Below are 19,666 nucleotides of genomic sequence, written 5' to 3'. Positions count from 1 at the left end.
CGGGACGCCCCTAACGTGACCCCCATGAGACGCCCCCGCCCCCAGTACGTCGCCGCCGCCCTCGTCGGCGTCGTCGGCCTCGTGGTCGCCGCCCTCATCGCCGTCGCAGGCCTCGTCGCCGGCGGCAACGTCCCCACCGCGCCCACCTCGTACAAGCTCCGGGTGACGGGCCTCGCGCCGGCTGCAACCGACGCCGTTCCTGCGAGACAGGCATGAACGCCGAGGCCACCCGGCTCCTCCCATGCGCCGACTCTCGCGGCCGGTCCCCGTCGCTTCAGTGAGCTAGCCGTCCTCGCGGACGTGGTCCCCGGTCGCGCCGTCCAGCAGCTCGCGGACGATGTCCATGTGCCCGGCGTGCCGCGCCGTCTCCTCGACCATGTGGATCAGTACCCACCGCAGGGTCACCCCCGCGCCGTGCCAGGCGGTGCCCCGGTCCTCAAGGGCCAGTTCCTCGATGACCTTGTCGGCCGCGACGCGCGCCCGCCCGTAGAACGCGACGATGTCCTCGATGGTCTCGCCGGGCTCGATCCTGAGGTCGGCCTCCGGGTCGTCGTCCCGGAACGGGAGCGGCTCGGTCTCCCGCCCGAACGTCCCGCAGAACCAGTCGTACTCGACGGCGGCCAGATGCTTGGTGAGGCCGAGCAGGCTCGTCCCGGACGGCGTCATGGGGCGACGCGCCTGCTCCTCGTCCAGGCCGTTCAGCTTCCACAGGACCACGTCCCGATGCCGATCGAGGGCGGCCTTCAGGCTTTCCTTCTCATCGCCGGTGTACGGCACTTCCTCCATGGGGGGACGCTACCAGCGTGACCGGACCGGGCCGGCGCCCGGAGGACGCCGGCCAGGCGGGCGCGATCAGCAGTTGGAGTAGTTGACGTACCACTTCCCGGCGACGGCGCCGTCGTCGGCGCCGAGCTTGTAGTCGGCGATCCACCGCGTGGCGTTCAGCCGGACCCACAGGTACCCGTCCCTGCGCTGGATCGAGTCCCAGTCCGTCCGGACCTTGGAGCCCTTCGCCACGACGCCGACCTTCGTGTAGCCGGTGCCCGGCCCCGTGCGGACGTTGAGCCCGTCCGCCGGCAGGACGACCCCGTCGCAGAGGCGAACCCGCTGCTCGTCGCGGATGAGCAGCCGGTGCATCGCCCTGGCGGCGCCCTCCGGCCCGACCTCGATGGCGCCCGGCCCGTGCCCTTCCTCCTCCTGCGGAGAGTCGGACTGAACCGTTGCCGATCCGTCCTGGCCGGGCCTCGGCGGCGGCGCGGCGCCGGCGACCGCCCCGGCGCCCAGCGCGCTGCCGGCAAGCGTCGTGGCGACCAGGACCACGCCGAATTTGGTACCTACGTGCATCTATACCTCCCGATTGAGGCGGCGGACCTACAGCAGAATGCTACTCTGAGTGCCATCACATGTGCAGAGAGTTGTAAAGGCACTTCTATGTGACGCCGAGAAGCCAAGCGCCGCTCCCCCCTTCCGCCGCCCCCCAAAGGCCCTGAAACGGGAACATCAACGCCGCGGTCGCGGCGGGAGCGGGCCGGCGAAGGACGAACGCGGGGCTGGAGCGATCGGGGCGCAGCCTTGACCGCCGAGATCCGACGTCGATCGGCAGACCGGCAAGGTCGACCACATATGGATCTTCAATGCTTCGCGCCACCTGACACTCCGGTGTTCACGGACCAGGAGTATCCGTCGCGCGAGGGAGGGTGAAGACCCCTCGCTCCGGCGATCCGCCAGAAGGCCGGACGCTCCAGGCTGAGTGAAGTCCCCGCCGGGCACACCGCAGCCCCGGCGATCACTCTGGAGTTGGGGAGTTCATGAGGAACCGTCGTACGGCCATGCTCGCGATACCTGCGCTCACCTTCACCTACGGCCTGTTCCGGATCGCGGACGGACTGGACGGCGAGCGAGGCCCCGGCCTCGCCTGGACCCTCGGGCATCTGGCGTTCTGCTCGGCACTGGTGCTGTTCGTGGTGGTGTTCCGCTGGCTCAGGGCACTCGCCCCGGCGGGCGATCGCGTCGCGGCGGTGACGCAGTGGACGGCGACGGCCGGAGCCGCCGTCCTTCTGGTGCAGTTCGGAATCGACCTGGTGGCGGGGGCGGTGTCCGCGAACCACCTGGAGATGTCCCTGTTCACGGAGCGGGCCTCGGAAGTGCCCGGCGTGGCGCCCGTCGTCTACGACTTCGGCCCGTACCTCTTCTACGTGGGGATGCTCGCCCTCATCGTGCGGCTGGCCGTGGCCCGGGTGGTCAAGCCGTGGACGGTGCTCCTCATCCTCGCCGACCTGGTGATGCCGCTGGCCGACAAGGACCTGATCCCGATCGGGGCGCTGCTACTGTCCGTCTCCTTCGCGCAGATCGCGCGGGTGATGGAGTCGCGGCAGGCCGCCTCCGGTATGGCGGACGGCCATGGCGCGGTGCGCCCGGCGGTGGCCGGTGCGCGGTGACGCGCCAGGAAGAGTTGTGATCGGGGGAAGCTGTGACCTGGAGAGACCTGGGCGCGCGGACGGACCGGATACAGGCGCGGCTCCGTTCGTTGTCCCCGCGCGCCGTCGACACCGGGCTCGCGGCCCTCGTGGCCGCCGCCCAGCTCTGGCCCTACGCCGCGCGCGCCGGCGGGGGCGGCGGACCGTGGAGCGGGTTGGGCGTCCTGGTCGTACTGGGCTCGGCGGTCCCGCTGTACTGGCGGCGAAGCCACCCGATACCGGTACTGATGCTGAGTCTCGCGGCGACCACCAGCTACGACTACGTCAGCCAGGTGCCGTCCCAGCCGGTCTGGTACGCCGCCCTGGTGGCGATCCACTCGGTCGCCGAGCGGTCGGGGCGGTGGGCCCGTCATACGGTGGTCGCCACGACCGTGCTCGGCAGCTTCGTGCTCGCGTCCTCCGAATCCGGCCTGCGGATGAGCGTGCTGTGCATCGCGGCCTACGCGCTCGGCAGGGCGGCCGCCTCAAGCCGGGCCCACGCCGAACGGCTGGTGCGCGAGCGTCAGGCGGAAGCCGGAAAGGCCGCACTCGCCGAACGCGCCAGAATCGCCCGGGACATGCACGACATCCTGTCCCACGCGGTGAGCGTGATGGTCGTCCAGGCCGAGGCCGGACCCGTGGTCCTGGCCGGAAATCCAGCGGGCGCCGAGCGCGCCTTCGACGCCATCGCCGATGCGGGACGGGAAGCGATGGCGCAGCTCAGAGGGATCCTCGAGGTGCTCGACCCGGACCGGGCCCCACGGCCCGAGCGCACCCCTCAGCCCACCCTCGCCGATCTGCCCCTCCTGACCGCCGGATCGGGCCTCACGGTCGAGTGCACGCAGACCGACGGTTCGGGACTCACCGTCGACTACCCGCGGCCCGAGGTGGCCGGCCACCGTCCGCTCGCCCCGCACGTGGAGACCGCAGCCTTCCGCATCGCCCAGGAAGCGCTGACGAATATCGTCAGGCATGCGGGCACCGACCGTGCCCGGCTTCACCTCCACTGGCAGGAAGACCGAGGCATCGTGCAGATCGACATCACCGACGATGGCGCGGCCACCGGACAGCGGCCCGCCCGCGCCCTTCCCTCCGGCGGCCACGGGCTCATCAACATCCGGGAACGTGCACGTTAGTGCGGCGGAACCGCCGAATGCGGACCTCGAACCGACGGCCCGGGCTTCCGGGTCCGCGCCCGCCTCCCGCTCCTCCCTCCGTCATGAGCGACGGAACGGTGTCCGGCCCGCTGCGCGTGGTCGTCGCCGACGACCAGGAACTGGTCCGGGCCGGCTTCGCCATGATCCTGGACGCCCAGCCGGACATCGAGGTCGTCGCGGAAGCCGCCGACGGCGCGGAGGCGATCGCGGCGGTACGCGCCCACGCCCCGGACGTCGCGCTGCTCGACATCCGCATGCCGGGCACGGACGGCCTCACCGCCACCGCCGACATCTGCGCCACCACCGTCACCCGCGTGATCATCCTGACCACCTTCGATCTCGACGCGTACGTCTTCGAGGCGCTGCGCGCGGGCGCGAGCGGCTTCCTCCTCAAGGACGTCCGACGTGACGATCTCGCCCACGCCGTCCGGGTCGTCGCGGGTGGCGAGTCCCTCCTGTCGCCTTCGGTCACCAGCAAGCTCATCGCCCACTGCACCAGCGCATCCGCCGCGGTGCCGCTGCTTCCCGACCCGCGCTTGGGCTCCCTCACCTCGCGCGAGACCGAGACCCTGCGCCTGCTCGCCCGCGGCCTCACCAACCCGGAGATCGCCGCGACCATGGTCATCAGCGAGCACACCGTGAAGACCCATGTCAGCAGCGTCCTCGCCAAGCTCGGCCTCCGCGACCGCATCCAGGCGGTGATCACGGCCTATGAGGCGGGCCTGGTGCTACCGGGCCGTACAGACGTGGTGAACTCCGTGGGCGGGGGGTCTTCTTCTGGCTCCGCCAGGGCGACGCCGGCAGCCCCTCGTGACGTGCGGAGGCGTTGAGAAGTAGTGGCGAAGCATGCGGCTCGCGGTCAGCGGCGTATCCGGCATCGTTGACCAGGGTGCCTTCCAGCGCCGTGGCGGCCCGCCTCCGGCCGGCGATCAACCCCAAGCCGTGGCCTCCCGGCTCGCGATCACCAAGGCTCCCCCCCCGGGGGCAGGTCAGCTGCTGGAGTGGACGCCGGTAGAAACGTTGTGTCCACCTGCCCTGGGGCGCTCGCCCAGCGAGGTTGAGGGCTTGGGGCGGGCGGCGCGTTCACGTGCGCTGCGGCGTGGCGAGGGCGGCCGCCGGGTCGGCTTCGAGGGTTTCGCAGAGGGCCTGGCGGTCGCCAAGAGCGCTCTATGCCGCGGCCGCCGTTCGGCGGAGGCCCAAAAGGTCTCGCTGTTGACGTTCCAGGGCACCGGCGCGGGCAGCGACCTCGCGCCTGTTCCGGCATAGCGTCGTCGCGTGCCCGTTCGCCGGCATCGGCTCTGGTCTACCTGGGCACGGCTCTGCCTTACGGAGGTGACCGCGCGGACCTCGGCTCCGCCCGCCCTTTCCCTTGTTTCAACAGGTGAGCGGCTCTCTGACCGACTTCCCCGGACGGTGCCGGACGGGGCGCGAATAAGGCTGGCTCAGGGGTTCCCTAAGTGAGGCTTAAAGGCGTTCTGTTGGGGGGGTGGGCGGCTTAGCGTTGGCGGTGTCAGATCGGAGACACGGCGGAGGTGCACAGGCGGAGAGCAGAGCGATCGTCGGCTGAGGTTCCGACTGAGGTTCCTGATTGAGACAGACTTCTGGCCCGCACGGCCCCGTAACCCCGCTCTGGGGCCGTGCGGGCCAGAAGCCTTTTCAGGGGCGGGGGAGGGCGCCGAGGAGGAGCAGGCGGAAGGCGTCGGCGGTGCCCGTGGCGGTGGTGTCTCCGGTGGCGAGGCGGCGGAGGGCCAGGCCGTAGAGCATCGCGACGATCGCGGGGGCGTGGTGTTCGGCGTCCGGGATGCCGAGGGCCTTGAGGATGGCGGTGGCCAGGCGGTCGTAGGCCTCGATGGAGCGCGTGGAGGTCTCGCGGAGGGCCGGGTCGCGGGCGGCGTGCAGGTGCAGTTCCAGGTTCGCGATCTGCTCGGGACCGTGGGCGAACTCGACGACGGCCTTCTCGACCTGGTCGGCGGCCTGGACGGGTGCGATGCCGGACTCGGCGAGGGACGTGACGTAGGCCGTGATGCGGGCGATCTCCTGCTCCACGAAGGCGTGCAGCGCCTCGCGCAGCAGGTCCTCCTGGCTGGGGAAGTGGTAGGTCAGGGAGCCGAGGGAGACGCCGGCCGCGCGGGCGACGGCACGGTTGGTCACGGCGCCGATGCCCTGCTCGCCGATCAGGCGGAGGGTGGCGTGGAGGATCCGGTCACGGGCGTTCATCGCTGCACAGTCTTCCCCACAACGGATGCGTTCAGTATCGTTCGTTCGAACGAACGATAGCGGGAGGCGGCGTGGAGCTGGGGCTGGCCGGGCAGGCGGAGGCGCTGGCGAGGGGAGAGCTCTCCTCGAGTGATCTGGTGGAGGAGAGCCTGGAGGCCATCGGCCGGCGGGAGGCGCTCGGCGCGTTCCGGGTGGTGCGGACCGAGGCGGCCGCGCAGGAGGCGCTGGAGGCCGACAAGCGGCTGGCGGAGGGGGAGCGGCTGCCGCTGCTCGGGGTGCCCGTCGCCATCAAGGACGACACGGACATCGCGGGGGAGACCACGCCCTTCGCGGTGGCGGGGGACCACCGGCCGGTGGCGCGGGACGGGGAGGTCGTGCGCAAGCTGCGGGCGGCCGGGGCCGTCATCGTGGGGAAGACGACGACGTGCGAGCTCGGGTTGTGGCCGTTCAGCGAGTCGCGCGAGTACGGGATCGCGAGGAACCCGTGGAACCCCGACTACTCGCCGGGCGGGTCGTCGGGGGGCTCGGCGGTGGCCGTGGCGGCGGGCATGGTCGCGGGGGCGGTCGGTTCGGACGGGGCCGGGTCGATCCGCATCCCGGCGGCGTGGACGGGCCTGGTGGGCATCAAGCCCCAGCGGGGCCGGGTCTCCGGGTATCCGCACACCGATCCGTTCAACGGGATCACCGTGTGGGGGCCGCTCGCGCGCACCGTGGGGGACGCGGCCCTGCTGCTCGACGTGCTGACCGGCAGCCACGCCGAGGACGTCTACCGGCTCGACCCGCCGATCACCCCGTTCGCCGAGGCCGCGAGGCGGGAGCCGGGCCGGCTCCGGATCGCCGTCTCCTACCGGACGGCCCTCGGGGTCAGCGGGAGGCTCGACCCGCAGATCCGGGCGGCGGTCGAGCGGCTCGCGCGGAGGCTGACCGACCTCGGGCACAAGGTGTTCCCCGCCGATCCCGACTACGGGCCGACGGCGCTCGGGCTCGTCCCGCGCGGGACGGCGGGGGTCGCCGACTGGCTGGACTCCCTGCCGAATCCGCGGCCCGATCCCCGGACGGAGGCCGAGGCGCGGCTGGGGCGGGTTCTCGGCAGGCGGCTGCTGCCCCTGGCCAAGCGGATGGACCCGTATCTGCGGAGGAAGGTGGGGCGCATCTTCCAGATCGCGGACGTGGTGATGACGCCCACGACCGCGCAGCCGCCGTTGCGGGTCGGGGCCTTCGACGGGGCCGGCTACCAGCGGACGCAGTCGGGGGTCGCGGCCGCGTGCCCTTACGCGTGGACGTGGAACGTGCTGGGATGGCCCGGAGTGAACGTCCCGGCGGGGTTCACCAGGGACGGGCTGCCCGTCGGCGCCCAGCTGCTCGGGCACGACTCCGACGAGGCGACGCTCATCTCGCTCGCGGCGCAGCTGGAGTCGGTCGAGGGATGGGCCGGGCGGCGCCCCTAGACGCGTGACGGGCCGCCGGTGCGGGGGTCCGAGCCGGTACCGGCGGCCCGTCGCGTTCAGTAGCCGGCGCCCGTGAGCATGCCGCCGTCGACGAGGACCTCGCTGCCGGTGCAGTAGGTCGAGTCGTCCGAGGCGAGGAAGACGACGAGTCCGGTGATCTCCTGCGCCTTGCCCATGCGGCCGAGGGGGAGCGCCTTCATGAACGCGTCGGCGCTGGCGGCCGTGGCCGAGACGATGTCGTCCTGCATGGTCAGGGGGGTCAGCACCCCGCCGGGGTGGATGGAGTTCACGCGGATGCCGTACCGGCCGAGCTCGCGGGCGGCGGACTTGGTCAGGCCGCGGACGCCGAACTTGCTGGCGCTGTAGGCGGCCAGGCCGGCCGCGCCGATGAAGCCCTCGGTCGAGGACACGTTGACGATCGAGCCGCCGCCCGCCGCGCGCATCGGGGCGGTCACCGTCTTCACCCCGAGCCACTGGCCGACCAGGTTCACCTCCAGGATCTGGCGGAACTCGTCGACGGCCATGTGCTCGATGGTCTTGTGCCGGAGGATCCCGGCATTGTTGACCAGGACGTTCAGCGCCCCGAACGTCTCCGTCGCGGTCTGGACGGCCCGCTGCCAGTCCTCCTCGCGGGACACGTCCATCCGGACGAAACGGGCGCCGTCCCCGAGGTCGGCGGCCAGCTTGGCGCCCTCCTCCTCCAGGACGTCGCCGAACACCACTCTGGCGCCCTCGTCGAGGAACCGGCGGACGTGCGCCTTGCCCATGCCGCGCGCGCCACCGGTGATCAGCGCCACCTTGCCGTCAAGCTGCCCCATCAACGCTCCTCGTCGCCGGTTGCCTCCCGGCCAACCTAGCGAACGCTTGGTCAACTGATCAAGGCGGCCCCTGCCCGGCGCGCAGCCCGCCGGACAACAGCGTGAGCATCCGGTCGGCGTACGCGCCGGGGTCGGGGGTGCGCTCGGACGCCACGCCGATCGCGTTCGCGAGCCGCAGCAGGTCGCCGGGGTCGATCTCGGCGCGCACCGCCCCGGCCCGCTGTGCCCGCTCCAGCAGTCGGCCGAGCGCGGCGCGGATGGCGTCGGCCGCGGCGCCGAGCCCGGTGGCCGCCCACTCCGGCCCCATCGCCTCGATGATCACGGTGCAGGTGCCGCGCGGGCTCGACGCGCCCGCGAGGTAGATGCGCAGCCAGCGGGCGAGCGCGGCCTCCGCGTCCGGTTCGGCCAGCAGCGCGTCGGCGTGCCCGAGCAGGCCGTCGATCCGCTCGCGCAGGACGGCGTGCAGCAGCGCGTCCCGGGTGGGGAAGTGGCGGTAGAGCGTTCCCGATCCGACGCCCGCCCGTTTGGCGATCTCGTCGAGGGACGCGCCCGTGCCGTGCTCGGTGAAGGCGGTGCGAGCCGTCGTGACGAGTCGCTCGTAGTTGCGGCGGGCGTCGGCCCGCATCGGCCGGGTCTCCATGGGCACCGTCCAGCGGTCGCGGGTGGCCTGATGTGGCCCCCGGCCTGCTTCTTTCGACGAGCCTGCCATCTTCCAGGGCGAATGCGCTACCCGGAGCGCGCGGCGAGTGCGTCGCGCGACAGCCGGTCGGCCCTGCGCGTCGTCTCCGGCAGCCGGTACTCGGGCGTCAGGGCGAGGACGGTGCGGCACGCGGCGTCGAGGCCGGTGCGGTGGCCGACGGACACGAACACCGGCTTCACGCCGTCGCGGGTCCGCAGCACCCGCCCGACGGTCTCGCCGCCGTCCAGCAACGGGCTCGCGTCGCCGCGCCGGGGGCCCGGCTGCTCGTACGTCCCGATGAACGCGGTCTTCCCGACGCCGATGGACGGCAGGCCGGTCAGCACGCCGAGGTGGCACGCGAGCCCGAAGCGGCGCGGGTGCGCGAGACCGAAACCGTCGCAGACGAGCAGGTCGGGCGTGGTCTCCAGGGCGCGAAGCGCGTCGAGCAACGTGGGCAGCTCCCGGAACGCGAACAGGCCCGGGACGTAGGGGAACGCGGCCGTCCCCACGGCGACCGACTCCTCCACGACCTCCAGCGTCGCCGCGTCCAGGACGACCACGGCCGCGGCCAGCCGGTCACCCGCGCCGCCGCCGTCGCCCGCATAGGAGACGTCCAGGCCCGCGACGGTGCGCGGCGCGGCCGGGCCCGGCACGCCGAGTTCGAGCATCGGACGCAGCCGGTCCTGGATCGCCTCGGCCTCCTGTGGTGTGGACGGCCAGGGATGCAGATCGTGTACGTCCATGGGCAGGACGCTACCGCTCCCTCACGACGGCGCGGCGCCCCTCACGGACAGCGGCGCGCCCTCACGACAGCGATGCGTACGCCGCCTGCGTCAGCCGGTAGGCGCGCAGGTCGCCGGACGCCTGGTCGCCCATCAGGTTCGGCAGGTAGGCGAGCGCGAGCCCGGCCTCGGTGTCGCCGAGCCCGACCGAGCCGCCCGCGCCGGTGTGGCCGAACGCCGACTCCCGTCCCGCCCTCGGGGTGAAGAAGGTCTGCGAGGGGCGCATGAATCCGAGGCCGAAGGAGCTCCGGACGAGCAGCGTGCGGTCGGGGCCGCTGACGCGCGGGCGGACGGCCTCGCGCAGCGTGTCCGGTCGCACGATCCGGCCCGCGATGAGGTCGCGGTAGAAGTGGGCGAGCGCGGGCGCGGTGGCCGTCATCCCGGCGGCCGGCCACCCGGCGCGCAGCACGACCGGGTTGTTGTAGCCGCCCCTGCCCGGGTGCGGGTTGTTCAGCGACCGGTTCATCAGGCTCTGCGGGTCGGTGTAGGCCTCGGCGAGCCGGGTCAGGACGTCGTGCTCGGTGGTCCCGGGCGCGTCGGCCCCGCCCCCGGAGCGCCGGCCCGCCGACAGCTTCGCGGCCCGCTCGATCACCTCGTCCGGGGCCCCGATCCACAGGTCCAGGTCGCGGGCGAACGCGTCCTTGACGAACGCGCCGACCGTCCGTCCACCGGAATGGCGGCGGACGATCTCGCCGGCCAGCCAGCCGTAGGTCAGCGCGTGGTAGCCGTGGCCCTCACCGGGCGTCCACTCGGGCTCCTGCGCTGCCAGTTCCGCCGCGCGGGCCGGGGCGTCGGCGGCCTCCTCCGCCGGCACCAGACGCGCGAACGCGGGCAGGCCCACCTGGTGCGACAGCAGGTGAGCGGCCGTCGCGCCGTCCTTGCCCGCGGCGCCGAACTCCGGCCACCAGTCCGTGACCGGGCCGTCGAGGTCGTAGGCGCCGCGCTCGGCGAGCAGCAGCGCCGCCGCGGCCGTCACCGCCTTGGTGCAGGAGAACCCGAAGCAGGGCGTGTCGGGCCGCCATTCGCGCCCCGTCCGGCGGTCGGCGACACCGCCCCACAGGTCGACGACCTTGCGGTCGCCCGCGTAGACGGCGACGGCGGCGCCCAGCTCGCGTCCCTCGGCGAAGTGCTCCTCGAACACCTCGCGGACGCGTCCGAACGCCGGATCGCAGTGACCCTGCACCGTGCTGCTCATGCGCGATCCTCTCAGGCGGGGACTCCATAGAATCACGTTCTAGGACGTGCCGCCGAGCCGGGGATCGCCTCAGGGGCGGCCCAGGTGGTGGACGGGTTCGGTGATCGGGCCGGCGGCGCGCTGGGCGGGGCGCGTCCGGCCGAACTCCAGCGTGAGCAGCGCCGCCGCCAGCCACGCGATGTCGAACCAGGACCGGAAGACCACGCTGCGCGGCTTGTAGGACGGCCGGAACTTCCTGTCGAACAGGTACAGCGACTCCACCGCGATCCACGGGTCGAGCAGGTGCAGCGCCCGGTAGCCGGCTCTCTCCAGCAGGCCGCGCTCGCCGGCGTCCAGCAGTTCGCGGAAGGCGGCGAAGTTCAGCGAGACGAGCCCGTGCCCGTGCCCGGCGGCGTACTCGACCATCTCGACGATGAGGCGCTCGTTGACGCCGTTGGGACCGCCGGGGGTGCGGCGCATCGCGTCCAGGCTGACGCCCTGGCCCGCGGTGACGTAGCGCTGGAACGCGATGGGCTCCTTGTCCTCGCCGTAGGCGACGGCGACGATCGCTCCCGGGTGGTACCCGGTGAGCAGCTCGTCCAGGTTCATGGAGAAGCCGCGCTCGGCCGCGCCGCCGAGGGAGCTGGACGCGACGTTCAGCAGCTTCTCGCGGAGCGCGGGCGTGAGCTCCCGTTCGGGGAGGATCTCGGAAGAGACGCCGGAGTTCTCGGTGCGCTTGACGGCCTGCCGGACGTTGCGCATCTTCCGCCCGGACAGCGTGAACTCGGCGGGACGGATGACGACCTCGTCGCCGAAGCCGATCGAGCGGCGCTGCCCCCAGGCGGGCAGCAGGGCGTCGCTCGCGCCGAGGACGGCCGGGCGCCAGCCCGTCGTCCTGCACATCGCGAGGAACGCCCGGACGGCGTCGGCGTGGGAGGCGGGGTCGCCGACCGGGTCGCCGCCCGCCACCGCCATGCCGAACAGGACCCGGTAGCCGATCGCGGCGCGGCCGTCCGCACTGAACACGTACGCCTTGTCGCGGCGCAGCGCGAACGGGGCGAGGGTGTCGGAGCCGGGGTGCAGGACCAGGCCCGCGACGCGGCCGCGCTCCGCCTCGTCGCCGGGCGGGGGAGCGGGGTCGGGCGCGAGAAGGGTGATCACCAGCACGAGCAGCCCCGCGGCTCCGGCAAGGCCGAGCACGCCCGGCAGCCAGGACGCCCCGTCCATGGGCGCGCCGGTGGCGCCGAGGCCGCTGGCGACGTCGCCGACCGACCGGACCGACACCCCGCCGAAGATCAGGGAGAAGAGGGTCGCGGCGGCGAGCAGCAGCGCGCCGGTCCGCACGGCCGAGCGGACGCGCTCGGGGTGCGGGCGCACGGGGAACCGGCCGCGCTCCAGCCACAGGCCGCCGAGGGCGGCGGCGAGCAGCGGGAGCCGCCACGCCGGGTCCTCGCCGGACACCACGGCGAGCAGCCCGAGGAGCGCGAGCGTGACGAGCCCGTACCAGGCGGCGCGGCGGCGCAGCAGCACGCCTCGGGCGACGAGCGCGAGCGCGAGGGCCAGCACGACGGCGTGCTCCGGCTTCAGCGGGCTGCCGGTGACGAGCTCGGACAGCCGGCCGAGCCAGTGCGGGGGATCCGCGAACGCGGGCACCGCTATCAGCGCGGCGACCAGGGCCGCGGTCAGCGCGAGCGGCCAGACGGGGGGCGCATGAGGCACCGCACCCGGCCCGCCCCCGGCCGGAGGGCGGGAAAGGCCGCCCCTCCGCAAAGACTCGTCCGATAGCACGAAGCACACCTCCGCTAGGCCCCCAACCAAGATCTTCCGGAACTCATTCCCGGGTTCGGTCGTTGTTATGGGGCCTTGACTCAGCGTACGGTCCGAAACGCGGACGGACGCCACCACCGGGCCATACCCGGCCGGGGGGCCGGGACACCGCTAGCCTCGTGGTGATGAAGAGGCTCCTGCTCGTCCACCACACGCCGTCGCCGTCCGTCCAGGCGATGGTCGAGGCGGTGCGCGCCGGCGCGTCGACCGATGAGATCCGGGGCGTGGAGGTCGTGTCCCGCGCGGCGCTGGCCGCCACGTCCGTGGACGTCCTGGAGGCGGACGGCTACCTTCTGGGCTCGCCGGTCAACCTCGGCTACCTGTCCGGTGCGCTGAAGCACTTCTTCGACCAGATCTACTACCCCTGCCTGGAGGAGACGGTCCGCCGCCCGTTCGGCGCCTTCCTGCACGGCAACAACGACGCCACCGGCGCCGTGCGGGCCCTGGAGGCCATCACCACCGGGCTGAGCTGGAAGGCCGTCCAGCCGCCGGTGGTGGTGACGGGCGAGCCAGGCAAGGCCGACCTTGAGGCGTGCTGGGAACTCGGCGCGATCATGGCTGCGGAGCTCGGAGACGTTTGAGACGGGTGGGCCGCCTGTAGCGTTCCGCCATGAGTGGTTTCCGGCACATAGCGCTGTTCAGATGGACCGAAGGCACGACGACCGGCCAGCAGGACGAGGTCGCGGCGAAGCTCGGCGAGCTGCCCGGCGCGATCCCGGAGATCCGCGAGTACGGCGTGGGGGTGAACGCCGGAGTGAACCCCGGCGCGTACGACTTCGCTGTGGTCGCGGACTTCGCCGACCTGGACGCCTACCTCGTCTACCGCGACCATCCGGTGCACCGCGCGGCGGTCGACGGGTACATCACGCCGATCACGGCGGAGCGCGCGTCCATCCAGTACGAGCTGTAGCGGAACGGTCGGAGAGGGGCGGCGCCGAGGCGCCGCCCCGAGGATGAAACCGAGCAAGCGCTTGTGCCCGAAGACTTTTCGGGTTAGTTTCCTCAGAGACGCCCGCTGGGAACGGATCGCGCCCCGTTCCCGGCGGGCGGCGAAGCAAGACGCGCCGTGCGCGATTTGTAAGGCGTTCCCCGGCAGCAGGCGTTCACCGCCTGCGGGCGTCACGAACTGCAGGCGACGGCGGATCTCGGTCAAGACGGGCTCATCCCCGCGACCGGATGCTCATGATCTCCTCGCGGAGCTGCTGCGAGGACGGCGCCTCCAGCAGCCGCGGGCCCTCGCGCAGCGGCACCATGGCCCACCAGGACCCCGTCGCCTCGCCGTACCAGACCCGCACGCCCGGGAACTGCTCCTGAAGAGCGCGCGCGGTCGCGGCGCGCAGGGCCGCGGGCATGGGCTCCTCGCGCCCGGCGGCCCCCTGCCGAGCCGTCATGCCGCCCTCCCCCGGTAGGTCTCTCCCTTAACAGCGTCCCCACGGACCAAAGCGTCACTCCTACTCCGCAAATCGTGACTAAGCACACTATGGGCCTTCCGGCCCTCGGACCGTGGGATACCGCGCCGGACGTACCGCGCCGGATGTACTCCGGCGGATGTAGCCGGCCTCCCTAGGTGACACCGTCCGCCGGATGCCCGCGGGCTCAACCGGAGAGGACGCTGAGCCCGCAAGCACATCCCCAGGTGCGGCGCGTCCGCGGAAGCGCGCGTCCGCGGAGGCGGTACCCATGAGACTCGCAAGGCTGGCCCGGTTCTGCTACCGGAGACGGCGCCTGACGCTGGCGGGCTGGATCGTCGGCACGATCGCCGTCATGACGCTCGGCTTCGGCTTCGCCGCCGAGCCCCTGAACGACTTCTCCGGCGGCGGCTCCGGCTCGGCGAAGGCGTCGGACCTGCTGGAGGAGCATTTCCCGCAGCGCAGCGGCGACTCCATCACGCTGGCGGTGCACGCCGACGGCGGCGTCCGGGACCCGCGGGTGAAGGCGCGCGTCGAGCAGGCGGTCGACAGGCTCGCCAGGACGCCGCACGTCACCTCGGTGTCGTCGCCGTACGAGACGCCCGGGCAGATCTCCGGGGACGGCAGGACCGCGTTCGCGACCGGCGGCCTCGACGTCTCGTCCGACGACATGCCGAGGACGGAGGTGACCGCGCTCCTGGACGACGTGCGCGCCGACTCCGGGCCCGTCCGGATACAACTCGGGGGCTCGGCCGTGGACTCCGCCGAGACGCCGGGCGGCGGCCCGTCCGAGGGCATCGGCCTGCTCGCCGCCATCGTCATCCTGCTGGTCGCGTTCGGGTCGGTGCCGGCGATGGGGCTGCCCATCGTGACCGCGCTGTTCGGCATCGGCACCGGGCTCGCGCTGATCATGCTGCTCGGGCACCTGCTGCCCGCGCCCTCCTTCAGCCCCATCATCGCGGCGCTCATCGGGCTCGGCGTCGGCATCGACTACGCGCTGTTCATCGTCACCCGCCACCGGGAGGAGATGCACGCCGGCGCCGGCCCGGAGGAGGCGGCGGTCACCGCCGTCACCACCGCGGGACGGGCCGTGCTGTTCGCCGGCACCACCGTCGTGATCGCGCTCATGGGCCTGTTCATCATGCAGCAGAAGCTGCTGAACGGCGTGGCGGTCGCGGCCGGCGTCGCGGTGCTGATGACGATGCTCGCCGCCGTGACGCTGCTGCCCGCGCTGCTCGGCTTCGCCGGGCACGCCATCGACCGGCTCCGCGTCCCCGGCCTCGGCCGGGCCCGCCGCCCGCTCGCCGAGCGCTGGGCGCGGGTCGTGCAGGCGCACCCGGTCGTCGCCGGGCTGTGCGCGGCGGCCGTCCTGCTGGTCCTCGCCGTGCCGGCGCTGTCGATGCGGCTGAGCCTGCCGGACTCCAGCACCCAGCCGCACGACCACAGCGGCTACCAGGCCAGCCAGATCATGGCGAAGGGCTTCGGGGCCGGGACCGCCGCGCCGCTGGTCATCGTCACCGAGGGCGGCGGCCCGGCGGAGGCGGGACGGATCGCCGGCGCGGTCCGCGCGACGCCGGGCGTCGCCGCCGTCCAGCCCCCGCGCCCCAGCCGGGACGGGAAGGCCGCCATCGTCATGGCGTTCCCGGAGACCGGCCCCCAGGACGAGCGGACGCCCGAGCTCGTCCACACGCTGCGCGACGAGGTCATCCCCGGCGCCGTCGCGGGGACGGGCGCCCGCGCCTACGTCGGCGGCCCGAACGCCGCCTCGATCGACTTCGCCGAGAGCGTCTCCACCCGGTTGCCGCTGCTGATCGCCGTGGTCGTCGGCCTGTCGCTGCTGCTGCTCGTCGGGCTCGTCCGGTCGGTCACGGTGGCGGTGCAGGCCGCCCTGATGAACCTGCTGTCCATCGCGGCCGCGTACGGGGTGCTGACGGCCGTCGTCCAGTGGGGGTGGGCGGGGCGCGCGCTCGGCTTCCCGACGGACATGCCCGTCACCACGTGGGTGCCGCTGATGATGTTCCCGATCCTGTTCGGGCTGTCCATGGACTACGAGGTGTTCCTGGTGTCCCGCATCCGCGAGATCTACGAGGAGGGCGTGGCCACCCGCGAGGCGGTCGCGCTCGGCCTGTCGCGCACCGCCCGCGTGATCAGCGCGGCGGCCGCCATCATGGTGATGGTGTTCCTGTCGGTGCTGCTCGGCGCGGACGTCGCCGTCAAGCAGATGGGACTCGGCCTGGGCGTCGCGATCCTGATCGACGCGACCGTCGTGCGGCTGGTGCTCGTCCCGGCGCTGATGGAGCTGTTCGGCGAGGCGAACTGGTGGCTCCCCGGGCCGCTGCGGCGGATCCTGCCCTCCCGCCCCGCGCGCGAGGCCGGGCCGGATCGGGCGAGCCTGCGGGCTAGTGCAGGTTGATGCCGTCGAACATCACCTTGAGGTAGTGCTCGGCGAGCCCCTGGGCGTTCAGCCGGCCCCCGGGCCGGAACCAGCGGACGGCCACCCAGACGGTGTCGCGGATCATCCGGTAGGTCAGCTTCGGGTCGAGGTCGGGACGGAACAGCCCTTCCGCCTGGCCCGCCTGGAGCGTGGTCACCCACATCTTCTCGACCTCGTCCTCGGACTTGGTCAGGTAGGCGAACCGGTCCATGCCCCGCAGGTAGTTCCAGTCGTTCTGCATGACCGTGATCGCGGCGCGGTGCGGCTCCAGGGTGCCGAACGCCACCCGGACGAGCCCGGCGATCGTGTCCTGCGGGTTCTCGTTCTCGTCGATCACCGCCTGGTAGGCGGCCATGATCTCGGTGAAGAACCCGGACAGGATCTCGTCGACGATCGACTCCTTGGAGTCGAAGTGGTGGTAGAGGCTGCCGGACAGGATGCCCGCCTCGTCGGCGATGTTGCGGACGGTGGTGGCCTGGAAACCCTTCTCGGCGAACAGTTCGGCCGCGAGCCTGACCAGGTGGGCGCGCCGTTCGGACGCCAGCGCGGGGGCCCCGCGGCCGCGGCGGCGGGGCGCGTCCTCGCCGGCACCGCGGGTTCTCGATCGTCCGGACTTGGCGCTCGTGGTCGTCACCCTCTCATTATGCCGTGTCGCCCAACCGCTTGCTCGATTCGGCGGCCGGACCAGCGTACGGGGTGCAACAAGCGCTTGCTACAGCGCTCGCCGCAGCGGTCACCCGGGCCGCCGGCCGCGCCGATTAGGCTCGGGACATGCCCGATGTGATCGTGTTCGACCTGTACGGAGTGATCGCCCGCACCCAGACGCCCGAGGCGGTGAGGCGGATCGAGGAGATCGCCGGGACGCCCGGCCGAGCGTTCTGGGACGCCTACTGGGCCTGCCGCCCCGCCTACGACGCCGGCCAGGAGAGCGCCTCCTACTGGGCGGACGTCGCGGGCATGCTCGGCGCCACGTTCCCCGACGTCCCCGCGCTGACCGAGGCGGACCTCGAAAGCTGGACCGACGTCGACGAGGAGATGGTCGCCCTGGTCGGCGAGCTGGCCGACCAGGGGCGCACGCTCGGGCTGCTCTCCAACATCATCGGCGACCTGGTGCCCCGCTTCGAGGCCCGGCACGGCGCCTGGCTCTCCCGCTTCGACGAGCGCGTCTACTCCTGCCGCATAGGCGTCGCCAAGCCCGACCCCCGCGCCTACGAGATCTGCGCCGGCCGCCTCGGCGTCAAGCCCGCCGACGTCCTGTTCTTCGACGACAACGAACGCAACGTCCTCGCCGCGCGCGAGACCGGCATGCGCGCCGAACTCTTCACCTCCCCGGCCCAGGTGCGCACCCTCACCACCTGACCGGGCGGGCCCGGCTAGGAGGGGGGCGGGAGCTCTCCGCCTGCCTCGGCCGCCTGGGCGAGGCGTTCGCGGAGGGTGCGCAGGAGTTCGTCGCCCTGTTCGGTCAGGCGTTCGATGGCGGGCAGTGCCAGGTCGTCCCGGACGGTGTCGGCCAGCAGTTCGTCGTACTCGTGCGCCTTCTCCGCGATCGACTCCAGGTGGCGCTGGGCGCGGAGAACCTCGTCGGCCGATCTGGCGCGCTCGGCGTAGCGCTCCAGGGCCTCGATGCGGCGCGTCACCGCCTCGACCGAGGTGTCGAGCTTGTCGCGCAGCGGCCGCAGTGCCGCCTCCACCTCGGGGAGCGTGTCGGTGCCGGCCATGTCGGCGTGGTCCGTGCGCAGCCTCGACTGCTTCGCCAGGACCTGCGCGATCTCCCACTCCTGGCGCGGCAGCGTGACGGCGTTGTCCACCGCGTCCAGCAGGCCCTCGCGGTTGACCTGCGAATCGCGGACGGCGTCGACGGCCGCCTGGACGCGGGCCAGCAGCGCGCGGCCGTCGTCGTCGAAGTCCTCGGGGACGAGGTAGCGGTCGCGGCGGCGCTCCAGTTCCCGGGCGCGCCGCAGGTCCAGCGAGACCGACGGGGTGCCGAGCGCGACGAGCACCGCGAGCATGCCGAGGCCGATCAGCCACAGCGAGCCGAGGAGCGGGGAGCCGACCAGGCCGAGGGCGAGGACCGACAGCGGCGCCAGCCACACCAGCGGCTTGCGGCGCGCGACGATCGTGTCCAGTTCGGCGCGCAGCGCCGGGTCGGCGACCGGGCGCGGCTCGGCCGGGGCGCCGTCCTCGGGGGAGCGGGGCGGCGCGATGCGCCGCCAGGACGTGCCGACGTGGGTCTCGAACGCGAAGTCGGTCCGCGCGATCTCGATCTCGGTCGGGCCGGCGGGCAGCGGCCAGGAGCCCACGGGGTCACCCCCGCCGGGACCGGTGAAGCGCACCCACCAGCCGCCCTTGCCGTTCTCGCAGCGGTAGCGGCCGGGCGCGACGTCGATGCCGACGAAGAACGTCCCGATACCCGGTATGGAATCACTCCATGAGCCACTGGTCACCGGCGACCTCCCGTACCTGAACGACGTCCGGGGGACGGCAAGAGTTGCAGTACCCACTACCGCTCCCGGGAAGCGGAACGGGGTTTGGAATACTCCACGGGTGCGACCCGACCGTGACCCCCTTGACGACCCGCCGTGGGCGATGCAGCTGGTGGTACGCGCCGAGAAGGCCGAGCCGCCCGGTCACGACGCGGTCTGCGAGGCGGCGGCGACGGCGGTCGTCCGGCTGCTGACCGACCCGCGCGCCGCCGAGCCCGACGGGGAGTGGCGGGAGGCCGTCGGGGAGTGGGAGTCGCGCCGGATCCGGAAGGTGACGCGGCGGGCCCGCGGCGTCCGCTGGCCGGAGGCGGAGGCGCTGCCCGGCGTGACGGTCCGGCACGCGGGTGCCGAGGTGCGGGCGTTCCCGCCGGGGCCGGTGTCGGACGTCCCGCCCCAGCTGGCCAAGCTCCAGGTCGCGGGCCTCGATCTGGCGGAGGCGCCGGAGCCGGCAGCGCCGCCGGAGCCCCCGTACGCGGTGATCGCGCTCAACCCGGAGGTGACGATCACGACGGGGAAGGCCGCCGCCCAGTGCGGGCACGCCGCCCAGCTGCTGCTCCGCCAGGGCCGCCGCCGGCACGTGGCGGCGTGGGTCGAGGCGGGCGCCCCCGTCCACCTGGCGCGGGACGTGCCGTGGGCCCGGTGCGTGAAGGAGGCGGCCGTCGCGGTCCGGGACGGCGGTTTCACCGAGGTCCCGCCCGGCACGATGACCGCGATCGCCTGGCTGGTCCGGAGATAGGGCGCGAGGCGGGCCAGGGCACGGCGCGCCGGAACGAGCCGGCGCG

22 protein-coding genes are annotated in these 19,666 nt (G+C 73.0%); 11 read left to right on the top strand and 11 right to left on the bottom strand.

The window, feature by feature from the left end:
• Positions 1-24 precede the first annotated feature (24 nt).
• A complete protein-coding gene (locus tag CHC11_RS17550; RefSeq protein ID WP_089312810.1) occupies positions 25-216 on the top strand; it encodes a hypothetical protein in 192 nt (63 codons plus the stop codon).
• A 66-nt stretch (positions 217-282) separates the two neighbouring features.
• Here CHC11_RS17550 and CHC11_RS17545 read toward each other — a convergent pair whose 3' ends face one another.
• Both CHC11_RS17545 and CHC11_RS17540 read right to left on the bottom strand, forming a co-directional pair.
• Entirely contained in the window at positions 283-786 is a 504-nt protein-coding gene (locus CHC11_RS17545) for a DinB family protein (protein WP_089312809.1), read from the bottom strand.
• Between the two features lie 66 nt (positions 787-852).
• On the bottom strand, positions 853-1,344 hold the full coding sequence (locus CHC11_RS17540; protein ID WP_143227140.1) for an SH3 domain-containing protein: 492 nt from the start codon (positions 1,342-1,344) through the stop codon (positions 853-855).
• 485 nt (positions 1,345-1,829) lie between these two features.
• On the opposite strand from CHC11_RS17540, the gene CHC11_RS17535 reads away from it, so the two are divergent.
• The 4 genes from CHC11_RS17535 to CHC11_RS40360 all read left to right on the top strand — a co-directional run bounded on the left by CHC11_RS17535 (position 1,830) and on the right by CHC11_RS40360 (position 4,879).
• On the top strand, positions 1,830-2,438 hold the full coding sequence (locus CHC11_RS17535; RefSeq protein ID WP_179278878.1) for a hypothetical protein: 609 nt from the start codon (positions 1,830-1,832) through the stop codon (positions 2,436-2,438).
• A 32-nt stretch (positions 2,439-2,470) separates the two neighbouring features.
• Positions 2,471-3,592: a sensor histidine kinase gene (locus CHC11_RS17530; RefSeq protein ID WP_245919347.1), complete on the top strand. Its 1,122-nt coding sequence runs from the start codon at positions 2,471-2,473 to the stop codon at positions 3,590-3,592.
• An 83-nt stretch (positions 3,593-3,675) separates the two neighbouring features.
• On the top strand, positions 3,676-4,443 hold the full coding sequence (locus CHC11_RS17525) for a response regulator (protein ID WP_089313032.1): 768 nt from the start codon (positions 3,676-3,678) through the stop codon (positions 4,441-4,443).
• A gap of 16 nt (positions 4,444-4,459) precedes the next feature.
• Positions 4,460-4,879, top strand: coding sequence for a hypothetical protein (locus tag CHC11_RS40360; protein WP_143227135.1), 420 nt, complete (start codon positions 4,460-4,462; stop codon positions 4,877-4,879).
• Between the two features lie 390 nt (positions 4,880-5,269).
• Here CHC11_RS40360 and CHC11_RS17520 read toward each other — a convergent pair whose 3' ends face one another.
• Positions 5,270-5,830 (bottom strand): TetR/AcrR family transcriptional regulator, encoded by a 561-nt coding sequence (locus tag CHC11_RS17520; protein ID WP_089312807.1) that lies wholly within the window; start codon positions 5,828-5,830, stop codon positions 5,270-5,272.
• Positions 5,831-5,901: 71 nt separating this feature from the next.
• Here CHC11_RS17520 and CHC11_RS17515 point away from each other — a divergent pair, with 71 nt between their 5' ends.
• A complete protein-coding gene (locus CHC11_RS17515; protein ID WP_089312806.1) occupies positions 5,902-7,278 on the top strand; it encodes an amidase in 1,377 nt (458 codons plus the stop codon).
• Positions 7,279-7,334: 56 nt separating this feature from the next.
• On the opposite strand, the gene CHC11_RS17510 is transcribed toward CHC11_RS17515, so the two are convergent.
• From CHC11_RS17510 to CHC11_RS17490, 5 genes are all read right to left on the bottom strand, one after another.
• Entirely contained in the window at positions 7,335-8,096 is a 762-nt protein-coding gene (locus CHC11_RS17510; protein WP_089312805.1) for a glucose 1-dehydrogenase, read from the bottom strand.
• A gap of 58 nt (positions 8,097-8,154) precedes the next feature.
• On the bottom strand, positions 8,155-8,736 hold the full coding sequence (locus CHC11_RS17505; protein WP_218826134.1) for a TetR/AcrR family transcriptional regulator: 582 nt from the start codon (positions 8,734-8,736) through the stop codon (positions 8,155-8,157).
• Positions 8,737-8,822: 86 nt separating this feature from the next.
• The gene (locus CHC11_RS17500) at positions 8,823-9,518 is read right to left on the bottom strand and encodes an endonuclease V (RefSeq protein ID WP_089312804.1); all 696 of its coding nucleotides are present in this window, start codon (positions 9,516-9,518) and stop codon (positions 8,823-8,825) included.
• A gap of 61 nt (positions 9,519-9,579) precedes the next feature.
• Positions 9,580-10,752, bottom strand: a complete 1,173-nt coding sequence (locus CHC11_RS17495) for a serine hydrolase domain-containing protein (protein WP_089312803.1) — start codon at positions 10,750-10,752, stop codon at positions 9,580-9,582.
• A 69-nt stretch (positions 10,753-10,821) separates the two neighbouring features.
• Entirely contained in the window at positions 10,822-12,450 is a 1,629-nt protein-coding gene (locus CHC11_RS17490) for a bifunctional lysylphosphatidylglycerol flippase/synthetase MprF (protein WP_089312802.1), read from the bottom strand.
• 233 nt (positions 12,451-12,683) lie between these two features.
• Here CHC11_RS17490 and CHC11_RS17485 point away from each other — a divergent pair, with 233 nt between their 5' ends.
• Both CHC11_RS17485 and CHC11_RS17480 read left to right on the top strand, forming a co-directional pair.
• A complete protein-coding gene (locus CHC11_RS17485; RefSeq protein WP_089313030.1) occupies positions 12,684-13,139 on the top strand; it encodes a flavodoxin family protein in 456 nt (151 codons plus the stop codon).
• A gap of 29 nt (positions 13,140-13,168) precedes the next feature.
• Complete coding sequence (locus CHC11_RS17480; RefSeq protein WP_089312801.1) at positions 13,169-13,468, top strand: Dabb family protein; 300 nt, start codon at positions 13,169-13,171, stop codon at positions 13,466-13,468.
• 250 nt (positions 13,469-13,718) lie between these two features.
• Here the strand turns inward: CHC11_RS17480 and CHC11_RS17475 are convergent, their stop codons facing one another.
• Positions 13,719-13,949, bottom strand: a complete 231-nt coding sequence (locus tag CHC11_RS17475) for a hypothetical protein (protein WP_089312800.1) — start codon at positions 13,947-13,949, stop codon at positions 13,719-13,721.
• 289 nt (positions 13,950-14,238) lie between these two features.
• Between CHC11_RS17475 and CHC11_RS17470 the strand changes: the two genes are divergently transcribed.
• Positions 14,239-16,380: an MMPL family transporter gene (locus tag CHC11_RS17470; RefSeq protein ID WP_089312799.1), complete on the top strand. Its 2,142-nt coding sequence runs from the start codon at positions 14,239-14,241 to the stop codon at positions 16,378-16,380.
• Here CHC11_RS17470 and CHC11_RS17465 read toward each other — a convergent pair.
• On the bottom strand, positions 16,367-17,035 hold the full coding sequence (locus CHC11_RS17465) for a TetR/AcrR family transcriptional regulator (protein WP_089312798.1): 669 nt from the start codon (positions 17,033-17,035) through the stop codon (positions 16,367-16,369). The genes CHC11_RS17470 and CHC11_RS17465 overlap by 14 nt on opposite strands.
• Positions 17,036-17,172: 137 nt before the next feature.
• On the opposite strand from CHC11_RS17465, the gene CHC11_RS17460 reads away from it, so the two are divergent.
• The gene (locus CHC11_RS17460; protein WP_089312797.1) at positions 17,173-17,760 is read left to right on the top strand and encodes an HAD family hydrolase; all 588 of its coding nucleotides are present in this window, start codon (positions 17,173-17,175) and stop codon (positions 17,758-17,760) included.
• A 14-nt stretch (positions 17,761-17,774) separates the two neighbouring features.
• Here CHC11_RS17460 and CHC11_RS17455 read toward each other — a convergent pair whose 3' ends face one another.
• A complete protein-coding gene (locus CHC11_RS17455; protein WP_089312796.1) occupies positions 17,775-18,845 on the bottom strand; it encodes an Rv1352/Rv1906c domain-containing protein in 1,071 nt (356 codons plus the stop codon).
• 100 nt (positions 18,846-18,945) lie between these two features.
• Here CHC11_RS17455 and CHC11_RS17450 point away from each other — a divergent pair, with 100 nt between their 5' ends.
• Complete coding sequence (locus CHC11_RS17450) at positions 18,946-19,620, top strand: aminoacyl-tRNA hydrolase (RefSeq protein ID WP_089312795.1); 675 nt, start codon at positions 18,946-18,948, stop codon at positions 19,618-19,620.
• The last annotated feature ends 46 nt before the right edge of the window (positions 19,621-19,666 follow it).

It is taken from the genome of Actinomadura mexicana (assembly GCF_900188105.1).
GTDB lineage: Bacteria > Actinomycetota > Actinomycetes > Streptosporangiales > Streptosporangiaceae > Spirillospora > Spirillospora mexicana.
This window is presented reverse-complemented; position numbering and strand designations above follow the sequence as displayed.

Bases quoted from the DNA above. Each gene is read 5' to 3' on its own strand.
- CHC11_RS17470 (WP_089312799.1), top strand. From the start codon at position 14,239: ATGAGACTCGCAAGGCTGGCCCGGTTCTGCTACCGGAGACGGCGCCTG.
- CHC11_RS40360 (WP_143227135.1), top strand. From the start codon at position 4,460: ATGCGGCTCGCGGTCAGCGGCGTATCCGGCATCGTTGACCAGGGTGCC.
- CHC11_RS17520 (WP_089312807.1), bottom strand. From the start codon at position 5,830: ATGAACGCCCGTGACCGGATCCTCCACGCCACCCTCCGCCTGATCGGC.
- CHC11_RS17475 (WP_089312800.1), bottom strand. From the start codon at position 13,949: ATGACGGCTCGGCAGGGGGCCGCCGGGCGCGAGGAGCCCATGCCCGCG.
- CHC11_RS17485 (WP_089313030.1), top strand. From the start codon at position 12,684: ATGAAGAGGCTCCTGCTCGTCCACCACACGCCGTCGCCGTCCGTCCAG.
- CHC11_RS17540 (WP_143227140.1), bottom strand. From the start codon at position 1,344: ATGCACGTAGGTACCAAATTCGGCGTGGTCCTGGTCGCCACGACGCTT.
- CHC11_RS17480 (WP_089312801.1), top strand. From the start codon at position 13,169: ATGAGTGGTTTCCGGCACATAGCGCTGTTCAGATGGACCGAAGGCACG.
- CHC11_RS17535 (WP_179278878.1), top strand. From the start codon at position 1,830: ATGCTCGCGATACCTGCGCTCACCTTCACCTACGGCCTGTTCCGGATC.
- CHC11_RS17525 (WP_089313032.1), top strand. From the start codon at position 3,676: ATGAGCGACGGAACGGTGTCCGGCCCGCTGCGCGTGGTCGTCGCCGAC.
- CHC11_RS17505 (WP_218826134.1), bottom strand. From the start codon at position 8,736: ATGGAGACCCGGCCGATGCGGGCCGACGCCCGCCGCAACTACGAGCGA.
- CHC11_RS17510 (WP_089312805.1), bottom strand. From the start codon at position 8,096: ATGGGGCAGCTTGACGGCAAGGTGGCGCTGATCACCGGTGGCGCGCGC.
- CHC11_RS17495 (WP_089312803.1), bottom strand. From the start codon at position 10,752: ATGAGCAGCACGGTGCAGGGTCACTGCGATCCGGCGTTCGGACGCGTC.
- CHC11_RS17550 (WP_089312810.1), top strand. From the start codon at position 25: ATGAGACGCCCCCGCCCCCAGTACGTCGCCGCCGCCCTCGTCGGCGTC.
- CHC11_RS17500 (WP_089312804.1), bottom strand. From the start codon at position 9,518: ATGGACGTACACGATCTGCATCCCTGGCCGTCCACACCACAGGAGGCC.
- CHC11_RS17460 (WP_089312797.1), top strand. From the start codon at position 17,173: ATGCCCGATGTGATCGTGTTCGACCTGTACGGAGTGATCGCCCGCACC.
- CHC11_RS17545 (WP_089312809.1), bottom strand. From the start codon at position 786: ATGGAGGAAGTGCCGTACACCGGCGATGAGAAGGAAAGCCTGAAGGCC.